The 16,315-nt window shown below is 58.6% G+C and carries 12 protein-coding genes and 1 pseudogene; 5 read left to right on the top strand and 8 right to left on the bottom strand.

The features are described 5' to 3' along the window. Positions 1 to 221 precede the first annotated feature (221 nt). Positions 222 to 2,456 carry a putative bifunctional diguanylate cyclase/phosphodiesterase gene (locus tag EV216_RS14415; protein WP_165899263.1) on the top strand — a complete coding sequence of 745 codons (2,235 nt, stop codon included), beginning with the start codon at positions 222 to 224 and terminating at the stop codon, positions 2,454 to 2,456. Positions 2,457 to 3,045: 589 nt separating this feature from the next. Here EV216_RS14415 and EV216_RS18320 read toward each other — a convergent pair. Continuing rightward, complete coding sequence (locus EV216_RS18320) at positions 3,046 to 3,198, bottom strand: hypothetical protein (RefSeq protein ID WP_165899262.1); 153 nt, start codon at positions 3,196 to 3,198, stop codon at positions 3,046 to 3,048. 307 nt (positions 3,199 to 3,505) lie between these two features. On the opposite strand from EV216_RS18320, the pseudogene EV216_RS18690 reads away from it, so the two are divergent. Beyond that, positions 3,506 to 4,086 (top strand): annotated as a pseudogene (locus tag EV216_RS18690) (transposase family protein); the annotation flags it as partial. Between the two features lie 466 nt (positions 4,087 to 4,552). Further along, entirely contained in the window at positions 4,553 to 5,335 is a 783-nt protein-coding gene (locus EV216_RS14400; RefSeq protein ID WP_132696228.1) for a helix-turn-helix transcriptional regulator, read from the top strand. 132 nt (positions 5,336 to 5,467) lie between these two features. On the opposite strand, the gene EV216_RS14395 is transcribed toward EV216_RS14400, so the two are convergent. The 4 genes from EV216_RS14395 to EV216_RS14380 form a co-directional block, all read right to left on the bottom strand. After that, positions 5,468 to 6,769, bottom strand: a complete 1,302-nt coding sequence (locus EV216_RS14395; protein ID WP_243642090.1) for an HlyD family type I secretion periplasmic adaptor subunit — start codon at positions 6,767 to 6,769, stop codon at positions 5,468 to 5,470. Further along, positions 6,766 to 8,514, bottom strand: coding sequence for a type I secretion system permease/ATPase (locus EV216_RS14390; protein ID WP_132696227.1), 1,749 nt, complete (start codon positions 8,512 to 8,514; stop codon positions 6,766 to 6,768). The genes EV216_RS14395 and EV216_RS14390 overlap by 4 nt, the downstream gene beginning before the upstream one ends. 267 nt (positions 8,515 to 8,781) lie before the next feature. Beyond that, a complete protein-coding gene (locus EV216_RS14385) occupies positions 8,782 to 9,924 on the bottom strand; it encodes an ISAs1 family transposase (protein WP_424511188.1) in 1,143 nt (380 codons plus the stop codon). Positions 9,925 to 10,445: 521 nt separating this feature from the next. After that, on the bottom strand, positions 10,446 to 11,504 hold the full coding sequence (locus EV216_RS14380) for a heparan-alpha-glucosaminide N-acetyltransferase domain-containing protein (protein ID WP_165899260.1): 1,059 nt from the start codon (positions 11,502 to 11,504) through the stop codon (positions 10,446 to 10,448). Between the two features lie 582 nt (positions 11,505 to 12,086). Between EV216_RS14380 and EV216_RS14375 the strand changes: the two genes are divergently transcribed. Beyond that, positions 12,087 to 12,281 (top strand): hypothetical protein, encoded by a 195-nt coding sequence (locus EV216_RS14375; RefSeq protein ID WP_132696225.1) that lies wholly within the window; start codon positions 12,087 to 12,089, stop codon positions 12,279 to 12,281. 230 nt (positions 12,282 to 12,511) lie between these two features. Here EV216_RS14375 and EV216_RS14370 read toward each other — a convergent pair whose 3' ends face one another. After that, positions 12,512 to 13,168: a hypothetical protein gene (locus tag EV216_RS14370; protein ID WP_132696224.1), complete on the bottom strand. Its 657-nt coding sequence runs from the start codon at positions 13,166 to 13,168 to the stop codon at positions 12,512 to 12,514. Between the two features lie 342 nt (positions 13,169 to 13,510). Between EV216_RS14370 and EV216_RS14365 the strand changes: the two genes are divergently transcribed. Further along, entirely contained in the window at positions 13,511 to 14,176 is a 666-nt protein-coding gene (locus EV216_RS14365; protein ID WP_132696223.1) for an Npun_F0296 family exosortase-dependent surface protein, read from the top strand. A 168-nt stretch (positions 14,177 to 14,344) separates the two neighbouring features. Here the strand turns inward: EV216_RS14365 and EV216_RS14360 are convergent, their stop codons facing one another. Both EV216_RS14360 and EV216_RS14355 read right to left on the bottom strand, forming a co-directional pair. Further along, positions 14,345 to 14,986, bottom strand: a complete 642-nt coding sequence (locus EV216_RS14360) for a rhomboid family intramembrane serine protease (protein ID WP_132696222.1) — start codon at positions 14,984 to 14,986, stop codon at positions 14,345 to 14,347. Continuing rightward, positions 14,974 to 16,314 (bottom strand): hypothetical protein, encoded by a 1,341-nt coding sequence (locus tag EV216_RS14355; protein ID WP_132696221.1) that lies wholly within the window; start codon positions 16,312 to 16,314, stop codon positions 14,974 to 14,976. Before EV216_RS14355 ends, EV216_RS14360 begins: the two co-directional genes overlap by 13 nt. Position 16,315 lies beyond the last annotated feature (1 nt).

Below are 16,315 nucleotides of genomic sequence, written 5' to 3'. Positions count from 1 at the left end.
CTCCGCGCATAAGGGACGTCGTTACCGACGTCGCTATGCACGTGTCTTAGGCCATCAAGCCCCACGCAGGCAGGCGGTGGCAATCGGGCGGTTACAAGGGGCTTGAAAGGCGGGCGCCCCCGCGCATGCGGGAATTCGAGGCAAGAAGGCTCAGAAGGGCAGGTTTGATGGATCGGGACGAGTCGAGCAAAAGTCGGCCTACAATGCCCGCGCCCCCTGGAATGACCGACTCGGAGACATCTTCCATGTCTGCGGCACGGGGCAATGCCAAGGCAGGGGCTGAGCGGCCCGATCCTGGGACCTCGCCGGGATGCGTTCTGGATGACGCCGACATCACGCCGCATCTTCTTGACCATCAGACCCGAGAACTTGCGAACGCACTTGCTACTGCGGAAATCGAGAGCGAGTACTATCGGGGCCTCTTCGAAACGGCTCCGCTGCCAGTCCTTGTTCTGGACCGCTCAGGCGTCATACGCCGGGCCAACCTCACGGCAGAACGTGTTTTCGGTGTCCGCGACCCTGCCCCGCTCGTCAACCGTTCGATCTACCGCCTGATCGATACCGATTCGGCAAACGGGCTTCACCAGTACCTCTCCGGAGGCGCGAGGCTGACCACCAGCCCGCGCGATACGCTGCGGCAGCACTTCATGATCGACATCTTGCCAAAGGGAAACGGCACTGCCCATCTCACGATGGAGGCTCACCTAGCCTGGCTTCCAATCATCTCGTCGGACGTCGGAGACGTTCAGATGCTGCTCGTTGACCGCACGAAAGCCGCCGAGCGGGAAAAACAGCAAATGTTGAGTGAAGCCTTTCTCAAGGAAGCCTCATCGTTGATGCATGCCTTCGATCGCGAAGGAGAACTTACTTTCGCAAACGCCATGACCGAGGCACATACGCAAGGGATTGAATCGGATATTCGCAAGGTGCGCAGCAGGTTCAACGGCCTTCTTGGCTCGCGCGCGATGGATATAGAGGTCCTGACCTCGGGTCGGCCCTGTTTTGCGCCGGGCATTCACGTCACGCCTTCTGGAGAAAGACGCAATGTCATCATCGGAAAGTTCCCGATCCGCGACGAGAGCGGCTCCCATGTAGCCGTCGGCGGAATTTCGACAGACATTACGGAATTGGTAGAGCCAAAATCCGATCTCGAAAGGGTCTTCAATCAAGTCACGGCCAGTGCCGGACGAGACCCGCTGACGCGTTTGCTGAACCGTACAGGGTTCATGGAACAAATCAATGAAGAGATAAGACGTGCAGAAGCCAGCGGATCGGAACTTTTCCTGAGCTTCATCGACATTGACGGCTTCAAGGAAACGAACGACGTCATGGGACACGAGGTAGGCGACGCCCTGCTTTGTGCCATTGCACGGCGCATGGAAGACGCAATCGGAGAAACGGGCCATGTAGCGCGTTTTGGCGGCGACGAGTTCGTTCTTCTTCTGGCCAACCGCACTGTTAATGAGGCCGAGGCCTGTCTGGAGTGTGTCCTTGATGGCATTCGCATGCCATATGAAGTAGCGGGGACACAAATTATCCTTACATGCAGCGTCGGGCTCAGCACCTTTCCCCGTGATGGCACGAGTGCGGAAGAACTCTTGCGGGCAGCCGATCTCGCGCTTTACGCCTCCAAAGCGGGAGGTCGCGACCGTATCACGCAATGCAGCGATGCTTTACGAACCGACAGTGAGAGGCGGTTAAGGATCCTCAGCTCACTCCGCAAGGCGCTATCCGAAGATAGTTTCCGGCTCGTATTCCAGCCAAAGGTCGATCTCCACAACAGTCGGAGGATTGTCGGTGCAGAAGCTCTTCTGAGGTGGAAAGATCCGCTTCTCGGCGAAGTCGCGCCACTGGAATTTGTGCCGCTCGCAGAGCTAAACGGGCTGAGCAACGCGCTGGATCTGCGCGTCCTGAAGCTCTTCGTGGAACAGCAGAAAAGCCTTTTTTCAAGAGGCGTCTTCCTGCCGATATCGGTAAATATTTCGGCGCGATCTCTTTATGCGGCAAACTTTGTAAAAACGGTTATTTCATTTCTTGATTTTAACGGAATACCAACAAAGTATCTGATCATGGAGATAACCGAAACATCACTTTTGCGCTTTTCGTCCGATATAATCGAGCGCCTCGGGCAGCTTTCTTCCGCGGGCATCCGCCTCTCGATCGACGATTTTGGAATGGGGTATGCATCGCTTTTGTATCTTCAGAAAATGAACACGAGCGAACTCAAGATAGATCGCAGCTTCGTCGCGAATCTCGGAATTGGTGAAACGCAAACGGAACGGATTGTGCAGGCAATTCTTATTATGGGTCGAGGTCTTGACATCGATGTCGTCGCAGAGGGAATAGAAACAGAGACGCAGAGGGAATGGCTTGTGAATAACGGATGCGCAGTCGGACAAGGCTTCCTTTTCAAGAGGCCACAAGAGCGCAAAAGTTTCGAGAGGCTGCTGATATAGGGAAAATGTCCCTGGAAATACGCATCGATCGCCCGAATTTTATATCATCTTGCCCTCCCGCTCCGGGGTTTGGCAGCTCGCCTTGGAAAGCCTGCAGGCGATTTATGGCATCTGCCCTGAACAACTCCAGCTACTTGCTCTTTTTCGTCGCATCACACAGACTGAAAGCGGTGTGCTGGATTTGCATCGGAAAGCCCCCTAAAATCGAAGCACAAGAATGCGAAAAAACTTTCTCGACTTTCCTGCGCTGCGCAATTCCTAATCTATTGGAGGATGGCTTTGAGCCTTCAGGAGCTCTTCAATTGCAGCCTTTACGGCATTGAGCCCTTCTTCCTCGGCAAGATAGTAGCAAAGCAGCAATGATCTTCGTTCAAGAATCATGTTCTTGTCGGACGCTGCGCTTTGGCAATTTTGCTTCGACTCCGTCAACTCGAAAAAATCCTTTGCACTGACGGGCTAACTGGTGACTGGAAACACAGCAACAGCGCCCCCACCGAAGAAAATTAAAGCAATGCGGTCATTGTAGCCCAATATTGGCGGCCGGTAAAGCCCCCAGTTCGTCTGCATGAATTTCGGCGGACGACCTCAATTATCTTGTATCGATGCTCCTCATTTCTTCCTCAAATGCAATAATCAGGCCATTAATCGCTATCCTGAGTTTCGGATCCTGTGTCTCTTTGATGGTTTCCTTGGCCTGCCGATATAGCTCTTCAAGTATAGCCGTCGCGGGGGTGCCTTGCATGTGGTGGCTCCTTGATATGGCCGCTGGCGTCTGTCGCAGACCGGTCGAACGCGACCGTATACTTAACACATCCGTCGCTCCATTCGCTTGTTTGGTTTTCCCAGATTCGCGTAGTCCATCAGTCCGTAACCCATTGAAATATATAACTTGACCCCGCACGATTCATCGTCAACTGACGTTGGAGCCAGGGCGCAGCTTTGTGCGCTTGGGGTTCCCGTACCTGGACGGACGTGGAGGTGATCGCCTGTGGCAGGTTTTGAGTGCCGCCGCGCCTCTCCTGCTGCGCTACGTTGTTCGGGCCGAACGCCACCAGGAGCCAAGGGGCAGCGACAAGCTGTATGCCCTGCACGAGCCCGCGGTCGACTGCATCTCGAAAGGCGAGGCCCGCATCCGGTACGAGTTCGGCTGCAAGGTCGGCTTGGCCACCACGCTCGACAGGGGCTTCGTGTTTGGCATGTGGTCCCCGCCGGGCAATCGCTCGATGATGGCCACACCCCTAGGAGGCCATTGAGCAGGTGCCGATCCTGACGGGTCGCACACACGCCCAAGCTAGCTGTTGTCGACCGCGACTATCGCGGACATGGCATCACCAGCACCCGCCGAGGCCAGACGCCGTCGCTGACCAGACTCCTCCGGCGACGAAGCGCCATCGAGCCGGAGACCAGGCACATGAAGACCGGCGGACGCCTCGCTCGCTGCCCCCTCAAGGGCACCATCAGCGATGCCATCTTCGCCGTCCTCTACGGCTGCCGCCAGAACATCCACAAGATCCTCGCCCACCTGAGAGCGCTTCTTCCCTCCGTCGTCACCCTCGTCCTGGCGTTGCTCCAGCAGGAGAAATTTCGGCAATACAGCCCCCCGGCCGCCGGACCGCGCTGTTCAGGCTGAACCAGCTACCCTTCGCGCCTGCGGGATGCGCAGCTCGCCCGACTCCAGCGCGGGTCTGCCAATCCATGTCACGGTAGCCGGTTACAGCGGGGCCAAACGCGGAGCCCTCCCGCCATAGGTCGTGCCCGTCACGGAATTGACACTCAGGTCCATCAGGCGCTCGACCGCAAACCGATCATCTCATGCAAATCAGCGTCAGGGATTCTCTCGACGAGGTTGCGCGGCTTCATTATGATCGGTGATCATCGGTGAAATCTCCGAGCCGGTTCAAACCTTAACCGGAGAAAGATGTTAAGCCATTCGGATCACTCGACGTAAGGTTGAGCTTCCAATGGATCTTTCCATGTGCTAGCCGTCTCCTTGGAGTTAGCGGTGATCGTGAGTGCGTTGAAGGCCGCATGTAGAGCGATGAGACCATTGTGAATGGGATACTTGTTGCGCGGCAAGCAGGTGCTCGGGTCGGCAGATGGGCGCCGGACAACGAGCAGATACTACGGTTGAAGACGAGGAGCTTCCGATCTTGGAGGTTGGATCAGATAACAAGTGGGCGCTGCCGTTCCTGGAGTTTCTTCAAAACGCTTCGAATATGGAAGAACTGCAGCTTTCTGCCCAACGGCTCCGAGACGACCTGTCTGTGCTTCATGTTGTTTATCATTGGGTGAACAGTGCGGGGCGGCGTTTTGGGGTGGGAACGTATAGCACGGCCTGGGTTGATCGATATTTAGATCGTAACTACGTTCATATTGACCCGGTAATAGCTGGATGCGCTCAGCGCAGCGGGATCACAAACTGGAAAGAATTCGACTGGTCGAGCAAGACTTCAAGAGATTTTCTTACAGACGCCCTTCAGCATGGCGTTGGAAACCAAGGCCTTTCCATTCCAATACACGGGCCCAGTGCGAGGTTTTCAATACTTACCATAAATGATTATTGTGATGACATGGAGTGGGAGGAGTTTACTCAAACCAATGGACGCCCCCTTACTCTCATCGCGCATGAAATAGATCGAAAAGCACAGGAGTTGGACGGTGGTTACGGGCCTTCCCGCATAGTGCCTCTCTCTCCTCGAGAATTGAGCGTCTTGACTCTTCTTGCGCAGGGACAAAGCCGAGCACAAGCCGCAGCTGAACTCGACATTTCGCAACACACTCTACGCGTATATATCGAGACAGCCCGAAATAAACTCGGCGCAACGAACACCACGCACGCCGTTGCCCGCGCCTTGCGAAACGGCCTTATCGTGCTTTAGGAGAGCGTGATGGTAACGGAGTATCGTAGACATTCCGGCCATCCATGAACTGACCACGGGTACAAATTTCGACCAAGCGCCCGGACATAAAAGACGAGATAGGCGATTGGTTCGCCAGAGATCAACCCATATTCATGATTCCCGAAAGGCCCGGTCGAAATATATCGCCAGCGGACGCATGAGATAGGACAAGGCCGTACGCTCGCTGGTTTTCAAGAATGTCTCGACCGGCATGCCAGGTAGAAGCCTGAGATCTGGACGGGTGGCCAGGATCGAAATGTCGGGTTCTATAATTACCTCGTAGTATGTGGCCCGCGTTGCCGCATCGGTCAGGGCGTCGGGCGAGACCCGCAGCACCTTACCGTCGAATTGTGGCGTGATACGGCTGTCGAATGTAGTCAGCTGCAGCGACACCATCTGCCCTGGGAACACCTGATCGACATCCGTGGTCTCTATTCTTGCTGAAATCAGTAACCCCTGATCGCCAGGCACCACATACATCATTGGTTCGGCTGCTTTCACAACCGAACTGATCGCGAACACGGTGGATCCGAGCACAATGCCATCGGCTGGGCTGCGCACGTCCAGCCGCGCGAGTTGCTCGGTAAGGCTCAGGCGTCGCTCACGCAATTCGATCTCGGAATATTGTAAGTCGCGCAGTTGGCTGATGGCATCTTCGCGACGGTTCTCTTTCAGACGTAAACCTTTGATCGCCTGTTCCGATATACGAGCACGCAACTCCGCGGCCTGTGATGTGAGCCGACCGATATCACCTTCCAGGCCGGCCTGGTTGCGCTGCAGTTCGAGGACCTGCCCTACCGGAATAAGGTTCTGCTCATATAATGTCATCTTGCTTGTCAGTTCGCGCTCTATAAGGGTGAGCTGCTTGTTCAGTGCTGTGACTTGAGCGCTCGTGCCCTGAATCTGCTTCTCGATCTGCACTGCCTGCTCGTGTAGTTGTTCCGTCTCTTGGACGAGGGCGAGCCTGCGCGCCACGAACAGGCTCTCCTGGCCTTCTATTTGGCCCTGAGTCCAAAACAGATCGAGATGAGAAAACTCTTCAGGAACCTGCAAGACCATTTTTTCAGCGCCATCACGCTCTGCTTCGAGCCGGACTTTGCGGGCGTGGAGTTCCATCAGCTGTTGTTCGATGATGGCGAGTTCCGAACGAATGAAGGTTCCATCCAGACGAACCACGACATCGCCAGCTTTTACTTTGTCGCCCTCCTTCGCCAGAATCTCGCCCACAACACCTCCGTGGGGATGCTGGACCACCTGACGTTCTGACTCGACCTTGATTGTCCCGGAAGCGATGATGGCCCCCGAGATATTGGCGGTTGCGCCCCAAACCCCGACCCCGCCGACGAGCAGAAACATGGCTATTGCGCCAAGGGCAAGAGGTAGTTTGGCGGAAGGCATGTCGGAGTTATTCACGCCGCAGCTCCTTCCGGCAGAGTTTCTTGTTTCGGAAGAATGGGTTTTTTGGGTTCATAGGAATTACGCCCGGGAGGTTGGACCATTTTGTCTCGCGGACCGAATGCTTTCTGACTACCCTGATCCAGCACCAGAAGGTTATCGCACACTGCGATAGCGGAAGGCCTGTGCGTCATGATCAACACCGATTTCCCCGCTGCTTTCATGTCGGCCACCACGTTGTTCAGTGCCTCGGATCCGGCGGCGTCGAGGGCTGAGTTTGGTTCATCAAGGACCAAGAGAACCGGGTCATGGTAGAGTGCCCGGGCTAGCGCCAGCCGTTGGCGCTGACCGCCCGATAGCAGCCGGTCACCCTCTTGAAGCAAGGTGTCATACCCTTTCGGCAGTTTGAGCACGATTTCGTGGGCCCGAGCGAGCTGAGCTGCCTTTATGACACGCGTGGTGTCGGGCTGCTGCGCCATGTGTGCGATGTTCTCTGCCACCGTGCCGTCAAAGAAGCGCACATCCTGGGGCAGACAGCCTATCAGCCGACCAAGCCGTTCTGCCCCGTACTGATCCAGCGTAGCACCCCCTAACCGTACATCTCCAGTCGATGCCGGGCACAGGCCCTGGATCACGCTTGCAAGACTGCTTTTTCCCGCTCCAGAGTTGCCGATGACCCCAAGAACTTCGCCTGGATTGATGTGGAAACTGATACCTTGAAGAATAGGCGGCGAGCCCGGAGCGCCCCGCAGACCGACATTGGAGATCACCAGCCTGGCGTCAGGCTCGGGCAGTTCAATCGGTGCATTTCGCGTTGGTATCATTTCGAGAAATGCGTTCAGCGTTTTCCAGCCCGAGCGCGCTCTCTGGATCATCGCCCACTGGCCCAGAACCTGTTCGACAGGTGCTAGCGCGCGCCCCAGCAGAATGGAACCTGCAATCATCGCACCCGCGGTCATCTCGTGTTTCAGAACCAGCCAAGCACCAAGAGCCAGCATGGCGGATTGCAGATACAGACGAAACGCTTTGGTAAAGCTCGTAAAGGTTCCTGTCTTGTCGTTTGCAACGAGGCTCTCTTGACCGGCGCGGCCCATAAGTCTCTGCCAACGGTCGGTCATGGCCCTGGTCATCCCCTGCGACCAGACCAGTGCGGCACTCTCCTCAGCTTGCCGGGCAAGCCGTTGAGCCTGCGTTGAAAGCCCCTGTGCCCCTTCGAGGGACTTCCTGGTCAAGACCCGGTTGAGCAACGTAACGGTCAACAAGATGAATGCGCCCGCCAGCGCCAGCCAACCCAGGGAAGGGTGGAAAAGAAATATGGCGAAAAGAAAGAATGGCGTCCACGGCATGTCGAAAATCGCCAAAAGAGCCGGAGAACTGAAAAGGCTGCGCACGGCGTCCAAATCCTGCAAGGCGCCATCACCCGGACCGCGCCCCCTGCGCAGAGCGGCACGCTCGATGAAAGCTGCGAAAATACGTTGACCCATTGATGCCTGAAGCCGAACGCCGATCCGCGCCATTACCCGGCCACGCGAAAACTCCAGAATCCAGTAAAAGAAGTAAAGCGCCGAGACCAGGATCAGAAGCGCTACCAGGGTTTCCTCGGATCGAGACCCCAGAACCCGATCGTAGACCTGCAACATGAAAAGTGGCCCTGTCAGCATCAGGAGATTAGTGAAGACGCTAAAAGCCATTATTGCGAGCAGCAGTTTGCTGCTGTGTGCGCTTGCCAAGGTGAATTCGTGCTGTCCGGACTGACTTTTCATTGGAGATCCCCTGGCAGGTCTGGAGTGAACGCGCGCAAGGGTGAGACCCGAAGCCACCCGAGGCATGCCGCACGACACGCGAAGTCTGAAGGAAATTGGCAAACAAATCGTAACCGCAGGCCGAGTTGGGGCATCCCGACATGTCGGCTTTGACTCCGCGGCCGCGTCCCACATGAAACGCCCTGTCGGGGGGCGACCGGCCGTGGCTCGGATGTGGCTGCACGAGCTGCGCTACCAGGCCGAGACCCAGGGCAATCGCATATGGGCTCAGGTTTCCGCTAAGCCTTTGAGAACGTTTCGGAGGAAGTCATCGTCCCAGCCTGCTCTCTTGAGCTTGATGGAAAGAGAGCCCTTTGACGTGTCCCTGCGCATGACATCGAGAGCGCGGCGGCGCAGGATGGCGATGTTGCCCGGACCGTTATCCTTTCGGTTGCGCGCGGCATCTTCGCGGAACGACACGTCCAACTGCCAGTGCAGGCTGTTCTCGATGGCCCAGTGGGCGCGTACGGTCGCGAGCAGGACCTCTGGCGTCGGCACCCAGGACAGCGCAAAGTACCTCGTCTCCGAGGTTGTGCCGTCGGTCGTCTTGCGGGTGGCCTCTACCCGGCCAAAGGCCTTCAGGCCCGGGAATTCGTGATGTTCAGCCAAGCCCTTGCTGGATACGACAACCGACTTTCGGGTCTCGGTCCGACCGTGGCCGACGTCCTCGGCAACGGCGCTGGGGTGCGCATCCGGCTGTGGGCCGAAGCAGGCCCGGGCATCGGACAGGAGCGAGTCCTGGTTGGCCTTGAGCGCCAGGCACCAGTCGCCACCGCCGACGTTGATCTCCGCAACCGTGCGGCGATTGCAGTGCAGGGCATCGGCGGTCACCATCTTTCCCTTGAGCGCGATCAGGCCGAGCGCTTCGATCGCGGCCTCCAGTTCCGAGCCCCGATCGGCCGGCACGCTGGCCAGCGTCAGGCGCAGCCGCGCCGCGTAGGCCGAGACCATCATCCGGGTCCGCACGCTCTCGCCCGCATCGCGGGCACCGCGCAGGGCCTTGCCGTCAACGGCAATCACATCGCCGTCCTGAAGGAGAGCCGCGACATCGGCCAGCACGCGCCCGAAGGCCGCGTCGAGCGCCTTCGGATCGATCATCCGGAACACGACCGAGAAGGTGTCATGCGACGGCACCGCGTGCTTGAGCTTGAGGAAGTGCCTGAAAACGCTTTCCTTTGCGCGCCCGAAGGCCGCCATCTCGGCGCAGGAGGTTGCGCCGCAAAGCACCGACACGAAGGCGATGACGAGCAGCTCGCCAAGGTCATGTCGGGCGTTCTCGGCGCGGGGATCGGGGACATCTTCGAAGCACTGAGCCTGCAAACACCCATCTGAAACGGCCATGTTGTGGCAAAAGCGGGTATCCCGCTTCAACAATATCAATCGTTTACGCGTTTAGCTGTTGAAGTTGGGCGGCGTCGATGCCTTCGCGTACGACGAGGTTCTGCTCCTGATCTCGCTACGCGCCTATGAGGTCATGCACATCGCCCGCCGCGCCATGGCGGCTGGCACCGGGGCTGGAGCCTGCACCGCCTGCGCGAACGCGTGCTGCGCGCCGACGCCCGGCTGAACCTGTCCCCGGCCGCCGTATGATGCTCGCATCGTCTGCCGTCGCCGCACCGTTCCGGAGAATCCTCTGGCCCAGGATCAACGCCTTGCACTGGTCCGGCCCCTGAGCCGGACCGCCTCCACCCCGACCCGATCGTCCGCCGGACGCTCCAGCAACCGCTCCCGCATGGCTGACCCTCGGAGCCAACACCCGCCCGGGAGTCGTATCGCCACCAGAACACAAGCCAGAGAAGACCGCCCTCACGCCCAGCCGAGCGGCGGCCCCCCAAACCGCCCGAAAGCAGCACCTTGGTTCCAATGCCAGCCCGCCGGTGAATATCGCGGGATCACGCAGGAGCAGTACGAAAATTGCTCGACCCACGGCTTGATTTCCAGATCACAAATGTCCAATAACAAAAGAAGATGAGCAATGGCAGGGTAGCGTGGATGAGGTCCGGCAGTCCGGGGGAGATGAGACGGAAAGCCGATACTGCGGGCAGAACGAATGCATGAGCAACATAAATTGCGAGAGGATTGCGTCCTGTATGCTCAAGAAAAAATGAGAAAAATGGAATTCGTACTCTGTCGAAACAGGCGATTATTGCAAACATCACACCGCAAACGGCGAAAAGATACCAAATTTGTGGCGGCGCATCATAGCCGCTGTGCAGTTCAGCCAGGCTCCGCCACCCAACAATTCTGCCAATACTAAGAGATAACAGTAATAATACGACACCGGACACAAGAAGTGTCGGGCCCACGTCGCGATCAGAAGACTTTATTTTTCTAATGTGCCACCCGAAGGCAACAAGCATGAGTGCCAATCCAAAGTTTACAAAGAACGCATATTTCCCGGAAACCAAAAAAAGCCTCAAAAGTTCTGTTGTGGTTTTGCCTTGGTACGACCATGCATCATATCCGAGATAGGTTCCAAAAAAAACCGCCATTCCGCCAATAATGATCGGGAATATATAGGGAGAGCGGGCAATCGGCGCAATTAATAGTCCGGCGGCAAAAATAGCCAGGCTATAGAAGAGCAGCACGCCATAGGTATTGAGTATTATATTGAGTGGTATTGAATCCCCCCAGTGTTCTGCTGACAGCATCGTGGTTACATAACTCGGAAAAGATACCACAATTGCTGCGAGCAGGACAAATCCCGATCTCCGAATCAATTTTGCGCGCACCTCCGCAGGACCAATCTCTGCTTTTGATACGTAGGCAAACGCAAGTGTGAAGCCGAAAATCGCAATAAATGTAGGAGTTGCGAACCGTCCGATGAGCAGAAAGACATCCAGTAATAGGCCTTCAAGCCCTAAACGCTCCCAGACCCCCGGCCCAAAGTGCGCCATAATCATTGCAGCAATCGCTAAGCCGCGCGTCTGGTCTATGGCGACAAATCTCACAGGGCAAGTCTCCATGTTTCCGGTGCATATACCGACTGGTCGAAAATTTGGCGTACGCGCTCAACTGCTTTCGTATCTTGTGTCCCCGAAACGCCTGATTCGTCCATTTTTTCTGTGATGCGATCAAGCGCGCGACCCACGGAAACCTCGCCCAGTGCGTGGTGCCTTTAGCAATCCGACAGTTTCCGAAAATGGACTGTAGCCAGATCCACTTCGTACTACTAGTTGGCTCTCTAATCTTGAATTTCAGGTGAGAGGCATTGTATTCTGGACGAGTGTTCACCGTCAAGGACGCCTTACGCTGGCGTAACCGCGTTCGCTAGGATCAGGACTTCGGTAACGGGGCGATCTGGGTCAAGCCCTTTTGGTCGAACGATGTCAGCCGCCGATAGCGGTCCGGAAGAGATCCATCTTTCGTCGACGTGCTTCGCGCATGCCTTCGTCTGAGATCACCCCGGGTGCATGCTTCGGTCCATGGTCGGCGCGTTGGCCGCCAACATGATGCTGCTCACAATGCAATTCCGATCTGCCCATCTGAACTGGTGAACTGGTCCCCGTTTCGACCGGGCACTAGGCATAGCCATGGAGGTTTGGGCATATGTCTGCCACCGGCACCGGGGCTGGAGCCTGCACCGCCTGCGCGAACGCGTGCTGCGCGCCGACGCCCGGCTGAACCTGTCCGGCCGCCGTATGATGCTCGCATCGTCTGCCGTCGCCGCACCGTTCCGGAGAATCCTCTGGCCCAGGATCAACGCCTTGCACTGGTCCGGCCCCTGAGCCGGACCGCCTCCAGCCCGACCCGATCGTCCGCCGGACGCTCCAGCAACCGCCCCCGCATGGCTGACCCTCGGAGCCAACACCCGCCCGGGAGTCGTATCGCCACCAGAACACAAGCCAGAGACGACCGCCCTCACGCCCAGCCGAGCGGCGGCCCCCCAAACCGCCCGAAAGCAGCACCTTGGCTCCGATGCCAGCCCGCCGGTGAATATCGCGGGATCACACCACGATCATGCGGCCTGGCGGCGGAAGACGGAGAGCCCGAATAAAGCCGAAGCAAGTAATGCAAGCGCAGGCGGAACAGGAACTGAAGGCATACTGAGACTCGTAATCGTGAAATCTGCACCATACCCTGAATAGTCACAAAAATAGTCTACGATCGGCGTGCAGCCAGGTTCAGCGAAGGGACTATAGTTACCAGCTTCACCGAAATAGGACATCTTCCGTTCATGAAGGTTAAACCAAATGCTTGACGTCGGGTTTGTTGAGAAAATCTCACCCGCAAAAAAATCATCTCCGGACATAAAGCAATCGTAGTCCCAGCTGCCAATGCGACATTCCGAGCTTATAATGCCATAATTCGGAAAATCGAATCTGAACAGCGCAGAAATTTCATCGCCAGGCTGGAGAGGACCAAAGGGGCCTCCAGCCGAAAAACCCTCTGGATAGCAATCTTCACCAAATCGGCAGAGTTCCTGAACCCAATCCTCGTCATCATGCTCCGAAGGCGTCCAGACCAGTTCCGAAACGTAAGCACGTTCGAGACGCAGTACCAGTTCATAGGTCATCGTGGCAGCCGAGACAGGGCTCAACGAGAGTCCTAGAAAAGCCCCTGAAAATCCAATCAAAACGGGGAAAGAACGACTTTGGGCTTGAACCATCACCATGCTGTATACTCCATTCAAAGCACTCGCCACTAAGGTGCGCGCAGCAAGCCGATTCGCGCAAGTTTTCCCACTTCCGGTGCATCCACGTTCTTCAGGGTGCTCTACCCCCAACCTGAACAAGTGCTCACTTGGCTTCCCTCGGCGAACTGCGTTTGCGGCGCGCCGTGAACGGCTCCATGAGGCGCAGCCCAGTGTGATCGCTTTCGTGATGATGGCCACCGGGGTCGATGCCTGGGCACCGTTGTCGAGGTTCACAAGCGAAGTGCGTTTGGGAAATCGCGCTCACTGTGCTAGCGTCATGATGTTGCAGGTACCTTGCAACTGGATGAGGGGGATCATCTCATGACGACATTTGTGAAGGCAACGGCTCTCGCCGCAGTGGCCGCGGTGGGCCTGGCGGGCGCGGCTTCGGCGGCGACCTTCAGCGTTCTGGATTGGAGCGAACAAGGCACGGAGAACAAGGCAGGGATCGACTTTGCCGTGGGTTATGGGGCACACACACCCATTGGGGCCAGCTGGGACAAACCTGACGTGGTGATCAACGTGCCGCCCGGAAATGACCCGGGCGACTTCCAATCTCCGTTCAACAGCAACGGATTGACGGAGACGGTTGACTACTTCTCGACTCAGCCGGGCGGCGGTCCCGGTCTGGGTGCGGTTTCGCCCGTTACCTTGAGCTTTACCGAGGTGCAGCAGGCCTTCACCATGCTCTGGGGATCGATCGACAGCTACAACTCGGTGACGTTCAAGCTTGGCGGCTCCGACGTCTACACGCTGGGCGGCAACGCCGTTGCCGGCGCGATCGGTCTTGATCCGGCGACGAACTACGAGGTGGTTGCACTGGTCAAGTTCCTCGATTTCGAGAGCGGCTTCGATTCGATCACCTTCGCTTCGACTTCGGCCGCACTCGAGTTCGCCCTCGCGCCGATCCCGCTTCCGGCGGCCGGATGGCTGCTGCTGGCTGGCCTCGGCGGGCTTGGCGTGGTTGCGCGGCGCAAGAAAGCGTAGACTGGTCGATGAACCCGTCGTAACGGCGGCCTGAAGGCCGCCGTTTTGGTTTCTGGTGTACGTCCCCGCCCTCGGTTCCAGGAAGACGTGCATCGAGCATGGCCGGTATCGCCCGGCGTTGCGCGCACCGGCGTCAGCTGCAGCGCGGATCCGTCGCCCCGAAAGAAATCAATCCGCGGGCTCCCGCTCCACCGGCCTGGGGTCGATCAGCAACGCCAGCACCCACCCAACGACGAAACCGCCCAGATGGGTTTCCCAGGCCAGTTGCCCGTGCATGGCCCACCAGAGTACCACGTTCAGCCCCACCAGCAGCAGCACAACGCGCGCTACCGGCCAGAGCCGCTCACGATGGGTGAAGCGGTCGACATAGGCCCAGGCGAGAATTCCCCCCACCAGCCCGAACAGCGCCCCCGAGGCACCGACCATGGGACGCAAGCCCGAGGCAAGAAGCGCAAAACCTGCCGCGCCGCCCAGGATCGAGCCGGTATAGAGCAGTACGAAGCCGCTCGCCCCGACCCGGTCCAGCACCGCGCGCCCCAGCGACCAGAGCGTGATCATGTTCACCACAAGATGCGCGAGCCCGCCATGCAGGAAGCCATAGGTCAGGAACATCGCATAAGGTTGCGCGGGATAGTTCGGCTTCCAGCCCTTCAGCAGCCCAGGCCAGAAGCCGCCGTAATCATAGGCGATCTGGCGCAGCCGGGGGGGCTCGATCAGCCCCTTGTCGGCCAGCCACAGGGCCAGTTCGATCCCGCTGCAGGCCAGGATCAGCCCGAACAGAAGAAGGCTACCGCGGCTCAGAACCGCCACTGGACCCTCTTCTCGAGGCCGATGAAGACCTCGTCGGAATGCGTGCGGGAGGTCCCTTCCTTCTGGGACACCGTATGGCTGTAGCCGCCCAGCATGTCCCAGTCCCCGGCCAGCGCGTGGCGATAGACCAGATCGAGGCTGGTCTTGCGGGTATCCGCCCCGGCGCCCGAGCCCAGGAAGTCGGTGTCGCGTAGCCGGATGCCGGTCTGCAGGCTGGACAGCGGCGTCAATTCCCGCCGCCAGGACAGGCCGATCTGGCTGTTGAGCGCCTCTTCTCCGTCGGAATCGGTGGTGAAGGCCTGGTCCAGCGTGATCCCGAAGGATCCCCGGGGCAGATCCTGCGTCCAGGCGAGGCTGACCAGCGGGCGTGTGTCGCCATCCGTGCCTTCGCTGACACCGACACCTGCCCGCAGCCTGCCCGCGCGCAGCTCCAGATCGCGGTCGATCCGGGCGGTGGTGCGTCGTCCGACCTCGTCGATATCCGAGACAAGGCTGCCTGATAGCGTACCGTTCGGCCGCACTTCGGTCAGCGACAGCCGATAGGCCAGCCCCTCCTCGATGCTGCGCGGTCCTGCCCCGCTCTCCACGATGCGGGTCTGGCCAACGAAGAGCCCGGCCGTCAGCGTCTGCGTCACCGAAAGATCGAGCCCGGCACCGAGGCTTTCGTTGCGGATGTCGCGCCCCGCCCCATCGCGGTCGGTCTCGTCCACCGAGGCACGCAGGCTGGCACGGATGCGCGGATCGATATCGAAGCGCAGCGCCAGTGCGGCGCTGGTCCGGTCCTCGTCCACAAGCGAGGGATCGGAGGTTCCGGAATAGCGGCGCGTGCTGTAGCCCAGATCAAGGCTGCCGCCGAAGGGCGCATCGCGTCCGAAGACGAAACCGAGGCTGCTCGAGAGATCCTTGCGGGTGCCTTCGTCGAAGATCAGGACGTCCTGTCCGAACACATCCTCCTCGAACAGCGTGTCGACATCGGATTCGCGGTAGCGCAACGACAGGTCGAGCGCACTGGACGGGGACTCGTGGCCGAAGGTCAGGCGCAGGATCGGATCGGCAAGGGTGATGCCCGACTCGCCCTCCGCCCCAAGTTCCAGCCCGCCATCGAGGAAGAGACCGAACGAGGAGGTGCGGGTCCCGCTGGTGAGCGCCAGCCCGATCCCGGTCGTGGCGTAGAAATCGTCATCCTCCCAGGTCAGGCGCTGCGAGAAACGCAGATCGGCCACAAGGCCGCCCGCAGCCTCCTGGGCAGATGCCTGCGGGGCCTCCACGAGGACGAGGCTCGCCGCGGCGAGCCCCCCTGTCAGACCGCGTGCCCAGAAACCGGCCATC

The sequence above is a fragment of the Rhodovulum steppense genome, assembly GCF_004339675.1.
Taxonomy (GTDB): Bacteria; Pseudomonadota; Alphaproteobacteria; order Rhodobacterales; family Rhodobacteraceae; genus Rhodovulum; species Rhodovulum steppense.
This window is presented reverse-complemented; position numbering and strand designations above follow the sequence as displayed.